Consider the following 13,769-nt stretch of genomic DNA (forward strand, 5'->3'; position numbering starts at 1 on the left):
GCCCGAGGGAACTTCCCCCTCAGGCGCTCACAGATCCGGACTTGAAAGTCTCCCTTCATCCGGCTCTTCTTATCCAACCGCTGACACACAGCCAATACGCCAGTGTGCCATTAACGTAGGAGCTCTTTGCGCTACGCGACCCAAACAACGAGCCGCACGCAATTTGCGTCTCCTCAATTTCTTGTATTTGCCCATTGCCCAACGAATCAATGTTTCTTCCACATAGTGAAGAACTCTCTTCATTTCTGAAGGGTAGAACTTCCCAAAGTAATTGATCCAACCCTGTACGCAAGGGTTAATCAGCTTTGCTAATTCAGGAAGTGAATACAGTGATCGTTTCTTTGGAATCTCCAGTGCTTTTATCGTATCCCGGATATGCTGTGCCGAGGCTTTGCTTATCGCAGGAAGGAATCCAGCAAAGTAGTTACCATGTCGACTACGAGCTATTCTTGCCCGGAAGGTATATCCCAGAAAGTCAAACGAGGTATGTTCATGCTTCTCTGGTCTGCCTGATGCTTTGCATTAAACCAGTTTTGTCTTGATTGGATGCAATGTAAGACCACAGTCGGATAAGCGACTTCTTACTGCTTCCAACACTGATCTGGCTTCCTGTTCACTGCGGCAGTGAATCAGTGCATCATCGGCATAACGCTCAAAACTGACCTCAGGCATGTGCCTTTCCAGCCAGTGATCAAACGCATAATGCATGAACAAATTAGCCAGTAGTGGACTGATAACCCCACCTTGTGGGGTGCCCACACCCGCCAGCCGCTCGACCCGCTGTCCTTCTCTATTTAGAATTGGAGCTTCCAGCCAACGTTTTATATACAATAATACCCAAGGTTCCTTGATGTGATGCTCCACTGCTCGCATCATGAGCGTATGATCCAGATTGTCAAAGAACCCTTTGATATCCAGATCAATCACCCATTCTCTTTGCCAGCAGCGATTTCTAGCCACCGCCAACGCCTGATGCGCTGAACGATTCGGCCTGTAGCCATAGGAGTCTTGATGGAAAACAGGTTCCACTAACGGCTCCAGTATCAGCTTTACCACAGTTTGGGCTACGCGATCCGCTACTGTCGGCACTCCCAGCAGTCTCGTACCTCCATCTTTCTTGTTGATGGCTGCACGCATGACGGGGGGAGGAAAGTAGCTACCCGATGACATCCTGTTCCATAGCTTGTACAGGTTACCGCCTAAATTATTTTCAAAGTCAGCCAGAGACTGACCATCAATACCAGCAGCTCCCTTATTGGCTTTCACTCTCAGCCAGGCTTGCCAAACAAGCCCTTTAGAAATTGTGAACGGTTTTGCTTCAGTCATAGACTCATCCCAACTAATTTGGTTGATCCATTCCTTCCACTGGATAAGTCAGCCCCTTGGCTCCACTTCCATTACAGAAGCTTCAACACTACTACGAGCTGATCCGCCCCTGTGCCCTGTATTGGTACTCAAAGCCTTGCTGTTCATCAGCTTGGCTGGCTTCCTTAACACCAGGACGACAGGTTCCCACGTTCCGCAAAAGAGCCTGAAACCTGCTCATGCCAACTTTACGCCGGACATCACTCAGGCAGTAACTGGATATCCCCTGAGCTAATCATGGAGCTAAAGCGCGACCCCACTTTTGATGTCACTGAACCCACTTACGACACGTCATCATTGGTTCACTTGCGTTCATCTTCAGGTTTCACACCTGACGCAATCTAGTTGCGCCTTTTCTGTGACGCTCACCACCCTGACTCTTAATCAGCGCAGCTCACAGTGGTTTGGTGGTCGCTTCCAGAAGCCGCCACCGAAGGGCCCTCCTTCATCTCAATTGCAGTTACGAGCAGACCGACTCTGCTCTCGTGGCACACCGCTTCGCGTGGGAATGCATACCTCACCTAACAAACTGGTACGTCACTTCAATGAGTTTGATGTGAACAATCTACGTTCATCCTGAGCGGAGTCGAAAGGCGCTCAGGGTGAACGGAGCTTAGGTGCCGTTAATAGAGAGAACCCATCAACTACAACCATGTACCAGAGCTTTTTCTACATCATCAAACTCATCAACGATCTCCGCTTCAGGTTCGCCGGACATCAGACTGGCAACCACAATAGCAACGAAGGCAAACAACATGCCCGGCACAATCTCATAAAGATCAAAAATCCCCCCCGACACCTGCTTCCACAGTACAACAGTGACACCACCGACAATAATCCCTGCCAGAGCACCATTACGGTTCATCCGTTTCCAGTACAGACTCATGATCAGGGCAGGACCAAAGGCAGCACCAAACCCGGCCCAGGCATAAGAAACCAGACCCAGAACAGAACTATCGGGTGACGTAGCCAGAGCAAGGGCGACCAGAGCGATAAGAACGACCGCCAGACGACCGACCATCAACACCTCTTTCTGGTCAGCCTGCTTGCGAATCACCGCCTTGTAGAAATCTTCTGCCAACGCAGAAGAAGATACCAACAGCTGAGAGTCAGCAGTACTCATGATCGCAGCCAGAATAGCCGCCAGCAGAATACCGGCAACGACCGGATGGAACAGGGCGTTGACCAGTACCATAAAGATCGTTTCACCATCGCCCAGGGACAGATTCGTGCCATTGATGTAAAGCAGGCCGATCAGCCCCACCATAATGGCACCCAACATGGAAATAGCACTCCAGCTCACCGCTATACGACGGGCTTTAGGTACATCCTGTTCGGAACGGATACCGGCAAAACGAGCCAGAATATGTGGTTGACCAAAATACCCCAGCCCCCAGGCCACCAGAGAAACAATCGCCATCCATCCCAAAGCTTCACCTTCAGACGTGGTAAACGGATTCAACAGTTCAGGGTTGTGGGCACTCAACTGTTCAAACAGTGAGGCATCCGAGTTTCCGGTTTGCAAAGCAATGACCGGTACAATCACCATAGCCGCAGCCATCAAGAGACCCTGAACCAGGTCTGTCCAGGAAACAGCCAGAAAGCCCCCGAACAAAGTGTAAGAAATCACACAGAGTGCCCCGATGATGACGGCCCAGGTATAATCCAGACCGAATACAGTTTCGAACAGCTTGCCACCGGCCACCAGACCAGAGCTTGTGTAGAACAGGAAGAACAGCAGAATAAAAAACGCCGAAACCACCTGCAGCACCCTGGAAGTATCACGAAAGCGATTAGTGAAGAACTCCGGCAGGGTAAGGGCATTTCCGGAAGCGGCGCTGTAGACACGTAGACGACGGGCCATCAGTAACCAGTTCAACCAGGTGCCCACCAGCAGACCACCCGCCAACCAGAAAGCTTCAACCCCTGAAGCAAAGGCATAACCCGGTAAACCCAGCAGCAGCCAGCCACTCATATCAGAAGCACCTGCACTCAGGGCGGCAGGCCAGGGCCCCAAGCTACGACCACCCAGAAAATAATCTTCAGAGTCCGAAGTCCGCTTCCAGGCCCAGAGACCTATGGTCAGCATCATGCCGAGATATACGACAAACGTCATGAGTGTCGCAAAGGTATTTGTAATCATTATTTTTTTCCATTGTGCATAACTTGTCCTGAGTGCTGTCAGACAAAAATTTACCCTGACCATTTCAAAAAAGACTCAAGCAAGCTTTTAATGTTTAAAAAAACAAAAGCCTGCCCCCTACAACCATAAGGAACAGGCAAAAACGATCAGTGACCAGCACCCAGAGACAACAGCGTGGCATTACCACCGACAGCCGTCGTATTGATGGTGCGGGTACGTTCAGTGGCAAAGCGATACAGGTAATGAGGTCCACCAGCTTTTGGACCAGTACCGGAGAGCCCCTGGCCACCAAATGGCTGAACCCCCACAACCGCACCAATCTGATTGCGGTTAATGTAGGCATTACCCACTTTCAGGCTTTGCTCAATGTAAGTTGAGGTCGCTTCGTTACGGCTGTGTACCCCCAGCGTCAGGCCGTAACCTGTGCCGTTGATTTCCTGGATCACTTTATCCAGTTCAGAAGCCTTGTAACGAATCACATGAAGAATGGGGCCAAACTGTTCTTTTTCCAGTTGGCTGATGCCTTCGATCTCAAAGGCCACTGGCGCAACAAAATAACCTTCATTGCATTGGGCGCCCAGCTTCACTTCTGCAATCAGGCGAGCTTCCCGCTTCATGCGATCGACGTGAGCCTGTAGTCCTTGCTGGGCCACTTCACTGATCACAGGGCCAAGGTCGGTTTCGTGCAGGGCTGGATGACCCACTTTCAGTTCTGCCATCGCACCGACCAGCAAGTCTTCAATACGATCGGCAATGTCTTCCTGAACGTAGAGCACCCGCAGGGCAGAACAGCGCTGCCCGGCGCTGGCGAAAGCAGACTGAACAACGTCATTAACAACCTGCTCAGGCAGAGCCGTGGAGTCTACAATCATGGCATTCTGGCCACCGGTCTCGGCGATCAGAGGTATAATCGCCCCCTCACGTGCCGCCAGAGTCTGGTTTATCAGCCTGGCTGTCTGGGTTGAACCGGTGAAAGCAACACCGGCAATACGAGGGTCTGCGGTCAACTGATGACCAATATCTTTACCTTCACCCGGTACCAGCTGAATCACATCGGCTGGCACTCCGGCTTCCAGCATCATCTCAACAGCGCGTGCGGCAATAAGCGTGGTTTGTTCGGCAGGCTTGGCCACCACCGTGTTGCCACAGGCCAGTGCGGCAACCACCTGCCCCAGGAAAATAGCCAGCGGGAAGTTCCAGGGGCTAATGCACAGGAAGACACCGCGACCGGTCAGGTAAAGCTCATTGGATTCACCGGTGGGTCCCGGCATAAGCTGAGGGGCAGCAAATTTCTCACGCGCCTGATTGGCATAATAACGACAGAAGTCCACTGCCTCACGCACTTCATCAATACTGTCGTGAATCGTTTTACCGGCTTCTTTGTGGCAAAGCGCCACCAGCTCTTCCAGGTTGGCTTCCAGCAGGTCTGCCAGCTTTTCCAGACTGCGGGCACGGGTTTCTACCGGTGTCTGATTCCAGCTATCAAAGGCTTTGTGAGCCACTGAAATAGCCTGGTCCACTTCTTTTTCTCCGGCATAATGCAAGCGACCGGCCAGCTCGCTGAGCTGATAAGGACACTGCACGTCAACTGCCTTTTCAGTTTCCACCTGTTGACCAGAAATCACCGGGCCTTTGTGCCATGTTTGGCTCATAAACCTTTGGACCGATTCAGAAAACGGCTGCCACTGAGACTCGATATCGATATTTACACCCATGGAATTAACTCTGTCCTCTCCAAAAATATCTACCGGTAGGGGAATTCGGTCATTAGCCAGAGAACGGTGTGTCTCAAGCACACTGACCGGATGATGAACCAGATCGACAACAGGCGTTTTGGCATCCACCAGACGATGAACAAACGATGAGTTAGCGCCATTTTCCAGCAGTCGGCGCACCAGGTAGGGCAGCAAATCTTTGTGACTGCCCACGGGGGCATAAATGCGAACGTCTGATTTTTCCTGATCCAACACGGTGTTATAGAGGGCATCCCCCATTCCGTGCAGACGCTGGAACTCATAATGGCGATGTTCTGCCATGCTCAGGATGCTGGCAACCGTATGAGCATTGTGGGAAGCAAACTGGGGATAAATAGCCCCTTTAACAGGATCACTCAGCAGAAAACGGGCACACACCAGGTAGGCGACATCGGTAGCTTCTTTGCGCGTGTAAACCGGGTAGCCGGAATATCCGGATTGCTGACACAGTTTGATTTCACTGTCCCAGTAGGCGCCTTTTACCAAACGCACAGGAATTTCATCCCCCTGCTCTTTGGCCAGAGCCGCCAGCCAGGCAAGGACGGGGAGCGCTCTTTTACCGTAGGACTGAACCACCAGTCCAAAACCACCCCAACCCTGACAGTCAGGATGACGGTAGAGCTTCTCGAACAGTTTCAGGGACAGTTCAAGGCGATCCTGTTCTTCGGCATCAATGGTGATTCCCACATTCAGACTTCTGGCGGAACGAATCAGTTCCAGCACACTGTCGTGCAGTTCTTTCAGAACACGGGCTTCATTGGCCACTTCATAGCGGGGATGCAGGGCAGACAGTTTGATAGAAACGGTAGGACGAGGGCCTTTATAGCTGCCACCGGTTTCCTGACCAACAGACTTGACCGCCACCATGTAGGAAGCCAGATATTTCTCTGCATCTTTGTGGGTCAGGGCCGCTTCACCAAGCATATCAAAAGAATAGGTGTAGCCTTTCTCTCTTGGCTTGCGGCCATTCTTAAGGGCTTCGGCAATGGTACGACCCAGGACAAAATGCTCACCCATAATTTTCATCGCCTGGTTCACGGCCTGACGAATCACGGGCTCACCCATTTTTTTAACCAGCCGACCAATGACACTGCCCGGGCGGCGATCTTCAGACTTGTCCAATGTCACCACTTTGCCAGTCAGCATCAGACCCCAGGTGGAAGCATTGACCAGCAGTGAATCACTTTGTTTCAGGTGTTTTTCCCATTCAGCAACACTGAGCTTGTCGCGAATCAGGGCGTCGGCAGTTTCAGAGTCAGGAATTCTCATCAGGGCTTCTGCCAGACACATCAGCAGAATGCCTTCACGGGTATCCAGGCTGTATTGCAGCAGCATGGAGTCAATCATGTGAATGGAATCTTCCCGGGCCCGAACCTGTTCGACCAGGTCGGTAGCCCGTTGGGTTATAGCAGCCAGCTGCTTTGGCTCAGGTCTGGCCAGATCGACCAGCTGCGCCAACAAGGCTGACTCATCCACACTGTACTGCGGAGAGATCATCTCCCAAAGTCTGGCTGGATTCTGTTGGATGAATTCAGGCTTAAATACGGCATTAGCCTCAAACATACGGTGTCTCCCCCGGTTACAGCAAACGTAGTCCCTGACCCTATGATCAATCTAATCGGGAAATGCCTTTATTTTTCATGTCTATGGCGATGGCACTTCCACTTAAGGCGAATCATCAGCCGCCCAAGGCTTTTGACCCGCTCGCAATCATGCACAAAATTGAACAGAATTCCCAGATGTTCAGGACAGAAATTTTCAGTACTTTCTATAAGGAGTTGACACAAAGCACCGATTTTACTGTTCACACCGTTGTTGCGCAGTTAAGATATTTTACTCATTGATATAGACAGAGATGATATGAAGTTTTTCCTGGTCGGCGGTGCCGTTCGAGACAAGTTACTGAACCTTCCGGTCAAAGATCACGACTGGGTTGTGGTTGGCAGCAGCCCTGAGCAAATGACCAGACAAGGCTTTCAGCCTGTTGGCCAAGACTTCCCGGTTTTCCTTCACCCTGACACCAAAGAAGAGTACGCACTGGCCCGTACTGAAAGAAAGTCAGGTCACGGCTACAGTGGCTTTGTTTTTCATACAACCCCCGATGTCACTCTGGAAGAAGACCTAATTCGCAGAGACCTGACCATTAATGCCATGGCCGAGGATGAACATGGCACTGTCTATGATCCCTATGGCGGCCAGAACGACCTCAAAGATAAACTGCTGCGCCATGTTTCCCCGGCCTTTCAAGAAGACCCTTTGCGCATTCTGCGTGTGGCCCGGTTTGCAGCCCGATTTTATCATCTGGGGTTCAGGGTGGCCTCGGAGACTCTTGAATTGATGACTTCTATGGTTGACAGGGGTGAGGCTTCCTACCTGGTGCCAGAGCGGGTCTGGCAGGAAACCATGCGCGCCCTGTCGGAACCTGCCCCGGAAATCTATTTTGAAGTACTCTCGGCCTGTCACGCCATGAACGTCGTTATGCCTGAATGGGTTCCTTTTCTGGAGAAAGATTCCACAGGCATAAAAGCACTTCGAACAGCCGCGGCTAAAAAGGCGTCTTGTGACGTACGATTTGCAGTCACCTTTGCATCTGAAAAAAATTTCTCAAAAGATCTACTCACGGCACTGGTTAGACGACTGAAAGCGCCTTCCCAGTTTTCAGAACTGGCCAACCTGACTTTTCAGCACAGCGGCTATTTAATTGAGCACGCCGAAGACAAGACAGCGGAACAGTGGCTGACACTGTTTGAAAACACCGATGCGTTCAGGCGAAAAGAACGCTTTGAAGACTTTTTGAAAGCCAGCAGTTGTATTGCCAAAGCTCAAGGAAAAACACTCTCAGAAAGCCATCAGGGCAGGATCAAGTCTCTGCTTGCACTCTGTCTTTCAATCAACGCCAAAGGGATTGTTGCCCAGGGGTTTACCGGTAAAGCGGTGGGTCAGGAACTGAGAAAAGTGAGAGTATTGCGAATGCAGGAACAATTAGATTGTCACAGTTAGGCTGTTTCCAGCCCCTGAACAAACAGGGGCTACAGCTAAGCCGTTGCAAACTCCAGTTCAGGCAAGAGACGAGGCTGATGACCCAGCTTAACACCCGCCTCAAGCGCCAGATTTACAGCATCTGTAAACACACTGACGGGGTCGCCCCTCTGAAAATTCCATAGCTGTTCTACCAGAGGTCGATAGTAAACTTCCTCGATGGCGCTGATCCTCACTGCGCGGACATCCTCAACCACTTGCAGAATATCAAGGTCAGCCCGGCATTTAAGGCTGCCCCTGACTCGCCCCAACTGATCTTCAATCCGTTTGCACCAGCCATTAATCGACGCCGGTGACGCATCGCTCTCAAAGCAGGCGACAGCATTATAGTAATCAGCCGCTTTTTCCTTAGCCGCAGCACCACCTTCGGCGGAGGTCTGAATCAGACTGCTGACCCATACCCGACCAAACTGCTGGCGAAGCGCCTGAATCATTTGCCGACAGTTTTTTTCGGCCTCATCATTGGAGCCTATTCCAATGTAAAAAAGCGTCATGACTGGCGCATCTCTTCTCTGGTTCGCTGGCACCACACGGAAGCTACAGCACCTTTCAATGCCTGTGGTTTGCGGATCAACACTCCGACGCGGTCAACCTTGAAATCATCCTGAATTAATCGAATGATGCCACCGGCCAGAGCTTCCAGCAAAGCGTATCGGGACGCTTCGCAAAAGGCACGAACGGCCTGACTGATCGCATCGTAATCCAGGGCGTCGTTCAGGTCGTCGGAACGAAATGCCCGGGAAAAGTCAGTTTCCAGCTCTAAATCAATGATCAAAGGCTGGGGCCCATCGTGCTCAAATTCGTAAACACCAATGACAGCCTGAGTCTCCAGCCGCTCAATACGAACCTTATCCATTCCCCCTCCTACCCTATGACTTCAAGTTAACAGCGGCCAGTGTTTCCATGTCCCAGCGTGGCATGGGCGCCACTTCGAGCGGCTCTGTCTGACCGGCAAGCAGTCGCTGGCAACCAGCGTAGGCGATCATTGCGCCATTGTCTGTACAAAACTCAGCCCTGGCGTAACGAAGGCTACCACCCTCTTTTGTCACCATGGCTTCCAGCTGATTTCTCAGCCTGCGATTGGCACTCACGCCACCGGCAATGACCAGCTGTTTCAAACCGGTCTGCCTCAGGGCCCGACGGCATTTGAATGCCAGAGTGTCCACCACGGCATCTTCGAAAGCCCAGGCAATGTCCGCTCGATCCTGCTCGGTCAGCTCACGTTCTTTTTTGCAGGCAGCCACAGTATTGAGCGTAAAGGTTTTCAAACCGCTGAAGCTGAAATCCAGACCAGGGCGATCGCACATCGGCCTCGGGAAACGAAAGCGCCCTTCAGCTCCCTTCTGGGCGAGATTAGAGACCTTGGGACCACCGGGATAACCCAGCTCCAACATCGCAGCCACTTTATCGAAAGCCTCACCGGCGGCATCGTCTATGGACTCACCCAGCAATTGATATTGGCCAATACCATCGACCCGTACCAACTGGGTATGACCACCGGACACCAGTAAGGCAAGAAAAGGAAATTCAGGCGGATTCTCTTCCAGCATGGGAGCCAGTAAATGGCCTTCCATATGATGGACACCCACTGCCGGAACACCCAGCGCCCAGGCCATGGAACGCCCTATGCAGGCACCTACCATCAGGGCACCAATCAGACCCGGACCCTTGGTGTAGGCTACGGCATCAATCTGTCTGCGGGTCATGCCTGCTTTTTCCAGCACCTGGTTGATCAGGGGAAGAACTCGCTGGATATGATCTCTGGAGGCCAGTTCAGGTACCACACCACCATACTCGGTGTGCATTTCAATCTGGCTGTACAGAACATCGGCCAGCAAACCTTTCTGGCTGTCATAAAGAGCAATGCCTGATTCATCGCAGGATGTTTCAATCCCGAGCACTATCATTTGTTTGAAACCACTACCGTATTCATCAAAAGGTATAAGAACCAACGTACAACATGAACCTTCACCCACTTTTGCGGGGTATTGGATGATACTGCAAAGCAGTCTCGGCAGGAAATGCAAGACACCATCACTCCAGAGACTTTTTCAGGAGTGAATCTTCAGAAGTGAAAGTAAGGATTCTGTCGGTTTTTGCATTTATTGAAAATAGTCTATAAAATTCCCACCCTTGAAAATACGCGGCTAGTCTTGACTCTTGTTTAGACTGACTTTGCGGGTCGGAAATTAGCTTCTTCACACACCATTCAGGAGTCCAGCTCCGGGAGAAGTGTGAATGCTCAACGGGTCACCCTTGTCTGACAGACTTTTCTGATGGAGAGTCCGGTGGGAGTAAGTGTTACCAATAGCAGATGTTACAATGCCGGGCTGCAAACCTTTTATTAACGTACTCACTATTTTTTATAGGAAGGTGATCTCTGCATGCCTGCTGTTAAAGTTAAAGAAAATGAACCGTTTGATGTAGCGCTGCGCCGTTTCAAACGCTCTTGCGAAAAGGCTGGTGTACTGGCTGAAGTACGTCGTCGTGAACACTACGAAAAGCCTACCTCCGTTCGCAAGCGTAAGGCTGCTGCCGCTGTCAAGCGTCATTTGAAGAAACTGCAGCGCGAACAGCGTCGTCGCGAGCGTCTGTATTAAGACCGGATTTTCGGTTTTAATCGCCCCGACTGCCAAAGTCGATTGACGACCCCCGTGCCCTTGCAGCACTCGACAAGATGGCCTGGCAACGCCGCGATGCCATCAATCTGTTCGAGTCTGCAGGGCGCACATTTAATTGTTCAGAAAAAACTGAAACCGGCCATTATTCAGAACTTCCCGGCTCAGTAACGAAGAAAGATCACAGATCCTGGCTGAAAAAGTCAGGCCACCTCTCCAACAGATTCCATGTATAAATCCCTTAATGCCCTGTCTGCCTGCACAGGAATTTCGTTAGCTCCTTTCTCCCACTTAGCAATCACCTGGTCAGACTTATCCAGCAGCTTGCCCAGTGCCTTTTGAGAGAGGTCAAGTTCAATTCTCAAAAAACGAAATTCTTTAGCCCGCAGTGGAGCTTCTTTACTTATCAGCCCTCGGGCAATAGCTTCATGCAGGCCATCTATGTTGTGGATAGATACACCTTCACCGGATGGCGAGTTAGTTTTACGGAAGCCATTGGCAAGGTAGATATTATCTAACCCGCAGGCTGAATAATGGTACATAATCAACACCCTCATGCAGTAACCTCCAGACAAGTTAGCAACAACCACTGACAACCGCCCAGCAACAATGATAAAATCCGGCTACTGCTAAGCACCGGTCTCGTCACCCCAATGACTGGCGCTCACACTTACAGGCATATATGGGCATTTATGGCCGGACGCATCCCCCAGACATTTATTGACGACCTGCTGAACCGCCTGGATATCGTGGATATTGTCGACAGCCGGGTGAAGCTTAAGAAGACGGGTCGGAACTACTCCGCCTGCTGCCCCTTCCATCAGGAAAAAACCCCCTCATTCACCGTCAGCCCCGACAAGCAGTTTTACTATTGCTTTGGCTGTGGTGCCAGTGGTAACGCTCTGGGCTTCGTCATGGACTTTGACCACCTGGACTTCCCGACAGCCGTTGATTCTCTGGCCAGTCTGGTTGGACTGGAAGTGCCCAGGGAGCAACACAGCCAAAAACGAGGCCCGGATCACAGCCCGCTTTATGAGCTGATGACCAAAGCCAACGCCTTTTACAACGAACAACTCATTAAAGCTGCCGATGCACCAAGAGCCATCCAGTATCTGAAACAGAGAGGACTGGACGGCCAAACCTGCAAACGCTTCGGTATTGGTTTCGCCCCACCAGGCTGGGACAACCTTAAAAATCATCTGGCAGAGAATCAGGAAAAAGAAGAGCAACTGGTTAAGACCGGTATGCTGGTAGAAAAAGAAGAAACCAAAAGTCGCTATGACCGTTTCCGCGACCGTATCATGTTCCCTATCCATGACACCCGGGGACGGATTATTGCTTTTGGTGGCCGGGTACTGGGCGACGCCAAACCCAAATACCTCAACTCTCCCGAATCCCCCATTTTCCACAAGGGACGGGAATTGTATGGACTGTACGAAGCCAAAAAGCACAACCGCCACCTTGAACGCATTGTTGTCGTGGAAGGCTATATGGATGTGGTTGCCCTGGCCCAACAAGGCATCAACAACGCCGTCGCCACCCTGGGCACAGCAACGACTCTGGAGCATATACAGAGACTGTTTAAAACCGTCTCAGAAATTGTCTTCTGCTTTGATGGCGATGACGCAGGCAAACGTGCCGCCTGGCGAGCCCTTGAATCCACCCTTGCCCACATGAAAGACGGCAACCAGGCACGCTTTCTGTTTTTACCCCAGGGAGAAGATCCGGACAGCATGGTCAGGCAGGAAGGTGCGGATGCCTTTCTGGAAAGAATAAAAACCGGCGCCCTTAGCCTCGACACCTTCTTGTTCCAGGAGCTCAGTGACGGTATCGACCTGAATACCATGGATGGACGGTCACGACTGGCCACCGATGCACAACCTCACCTGCACAAAATCCCCGATGGCCTGTTCAAACAGATGTTGATGCAGAAACTGTCAGACATCACTGGCCTAAATACTGATACTCTTGAAAGCTACTTAAACAAAAAGGGAGAACCCGAACCTGTCGCCGAGCCTGCATACGACAATTACTCTGTACCTGCTGAAGCCGACTATTATCCGGATGCGCATTACAAACCCGACGTCGTGCAAAGCCATCAACCCCAGACACGCAGTTTTGAGCGCAGACCCTTTTTTAAAGAAAACCACGAACAGCCCGCTCCCGCCCCATTAAAAGTAGGTCGTTCCATTTATGCCATCCGCCACCTGCTCTGCAACCCTGAACTGGCAACCGATGTCAAAGCGATCAATGAACTGGAAGGCGACGAACACCCGGATACACAACTATTAATCGCCCTGATCAAAACACTTCAGGAACAACCAAAACTCCCTACCATCGCCCTGATTGCGCAATGGCACGGCACCCGCAACGGCAGCCGACTTCAGGAAATTGCATCACTGCAACTTGGACACCAGCCCAACAACCAGGAATTCCACGAAGCGATAGAGCGAATCCGGGATAAAGTCCAGGAACTTGAGCACAGGCAGGCAACACACTCCCTGAAACAGACATTTTCACAAAAAAAACCAGACCAGATAGACTCGGCACAACGCGATGTCTTGAAAGCCCTGCTGGAAAAACAGAAGAAAAAACTGGGCATTAAACCCGCAAACACCGCTGCCAAAAAATAGCGTCCTGACCGCCTGAAAAAAAATCACAAAGCGAACGACAGAAGTCTTTATTTACCGCTACCAAAAAATTATTTACAAAGTGTTTTTTATCGCTTTATTTATGGCGACGCACGTATTTTTAGGTATATACTTGAACTTCACTGTGCCATGTGGAAAGCCGTTATTAACCACACACCTGATTTCGAATCCGGCCTGAAACAGCCATGAGCAAAGAAGG

11 protein-coding genes are annotated in these 13,769 nt (G+C 51.1%); 3 read left to right on the forward strand and 8 right to left on the reverse strand.

The genetic code is table 11. The annotated features are described in order from the left end of the window. Window positions 1-69 precede the first annotated feature (69 nt). From K7B67_RS16385 to putA, 4 genes are all read right to left on the reverse strand, one after another. Window positions 70-471, reverse strand: coding sequence for a group II intron maturase-specific domain-containing protein (locus K7B67_RS16385; protein WP_346658276.1), 402 nt, complete (start codon window positions 469-471; stop codon window positions 70-72). Window positions 472-522: 51 nt separating this feature from the next. Continuing rightward, window positions 523-1,326, reverse strand: coding sequence for a group II intron reverse transcriptase/maturase (gene ltrA / locus K7B67_RS16390; RefSeq protein ID WP_252176955.1), 804 nt, complete (start codon window positions 1,324-1,326; stop codon window positions 523-525). 679 nt (window positions 1,327-2,005) lie between these two features. Then, the gene (gene putP, locus K7B67_RS16395; protein WP_252176956.1) at window positions 2,006-3,508 is read right to left on the reverse strand and encodes a sodium/proline symporter PutP; all 1,503 of its coding nucleotides are present in this window, start codon (window positions 3,506-3,508) and stop codon (window positions 2,006-2,008) included. Between the two features lie 146 nt (window positions 3,509-3,654). After that, window positions 3,655-6,825, reverse strand: a complete 3,171-nt coding sequence (putA, locus tag K7B67_RS16400) for a bifunctional proline dehydrogenase/L-glutamate gamma-semialdehyde dehydrogenase PutA (protein WP_252176957.1) — start codon at window positions 6,823-6,825, stop codon at window positions 3,655-3,657. Window positions 6,826-7,122: 297 nt separating this feature from the next. Here putA and K7B67_RS16405 point away from each other — a divergent pair, with 297 nt between their 5' ends. After that, entirely contained in the window at window positions 7,123-8,262 is a 1,140-nt protein-coding gene (locus tag K7B67_RS16405) for a hypothetical protein (protein WP_252176958.1), read from the forward strand. A gap of 35 nt (window positions 8,263-8,297) precedes the next feature. Here the strand turns inward: K7B67_RS16405 and K7B67_RS16410 are convergent, their stop codons facing one another. Genes K7B67_RS16410 through tsaD form a run of 3 tightly spaced genes read right to left on the reverse strand, consistent with a single transcriptional unit; the run spans window position 8,298 to window position 10,208 of the window. Next, complete coding sequence (locus K7B67_RS16410; protein WP_252176959.1) at window positions 8,298-8,795, reverse strand: 2-amino-4-hydroxy-6-hydroxymethyldihydropteridine diphosphokinase; 498 nt, start codon at window positions 8,793-8,795, stop codon at window positions 8,298-8,300. Beyond that, window positions 8,792-9,157, reverse strand: coding sequence for a dihydroneopterin aldolase (gene folB, locus K7B67_RS16415; RefSeq protein ID WP_252176960.1), 366 nt, complete (start codon window positions 9,155-9,157; stop codon window positions 8,792-8,794). The genes K7B67_RS16410 and folB overlap by 4 nt, the downstream gene beginning before the upstream one ends. Before the next feature lie 13 nt (window positions 9,158-9,170). Then, window positions 9,171-10,208, reverse strand: coding sequence for a tRNA (adenosine(37)-N6)-threonylcarbamoyltransferase complex transferase subunit TsaD (tsaD, locus tag K7B67_RS16420; protein ID WP_252176961.1), 1,038 nt, complete (start codon window positions 10,206-10,208; stop codon window positions 9,171-9,173). A gap of 477 nt (window positions 10,209-10,685) precedes the next feature. On the opposite strand from tsaD, the gene rpsU reads away from it, so the two are divergent. Continuing rightward, on the forward strand, window positions 10,686-10,901 hold the full coding sequence (rpsU, locus tag K7B67_RS16425; RefSeq protein WP_034839300.1) for a 30S ribosomal protein S21: 216 nt from the start codon (window positions 10,686-10,688) through the stop codon (window positions 10,899-10,901). 221 nt (window positions 10,902-11,122) lie between these two features. Here the strand turns inward: rpsU and K7B67_RS16430 are convergent, their stop codons facing one another. After that, window positions 11,123-11,476 carry a helix-turn-helix domain-containing protein gene (locus tag K7B67_RS16430; RefSeq protein WP_252176962.1) on the reverse strand — a complete coding sequence of 118 codons (354 nt, stop codon included), beginning with the start codon at window positions 11,474-11,476 and terminating at the stop codon, window positions 11,123-11,125. 135 nt (window positions 11,477-11,611) lie between these two features. Between K7B67_RS16430 and dnaG the strand changes: the two genes are divergently transcribed. Then, complete coding sequence (gene dnaG, locus K7B67_RS16435; protein ID WP_252176963.1) at window positions 11,612-13,552, forward strand: DNA primase; 1,941 nt, start codon at window positions 11,612-11,614, stop codon at window positions 13,550-13,552. Window positions 13,553-13,769: the final 217 nt, after the last annotated feature.

This window comes from Endozoicomonas sp. 4G, from assembly GCF_023822025.1.
Lineage (GTDB): Bacteria > Pseudomonadota > Gammaproteobacteria > Pseudomonadales > Endozoicomonadaceae > Endozoicomonas_A.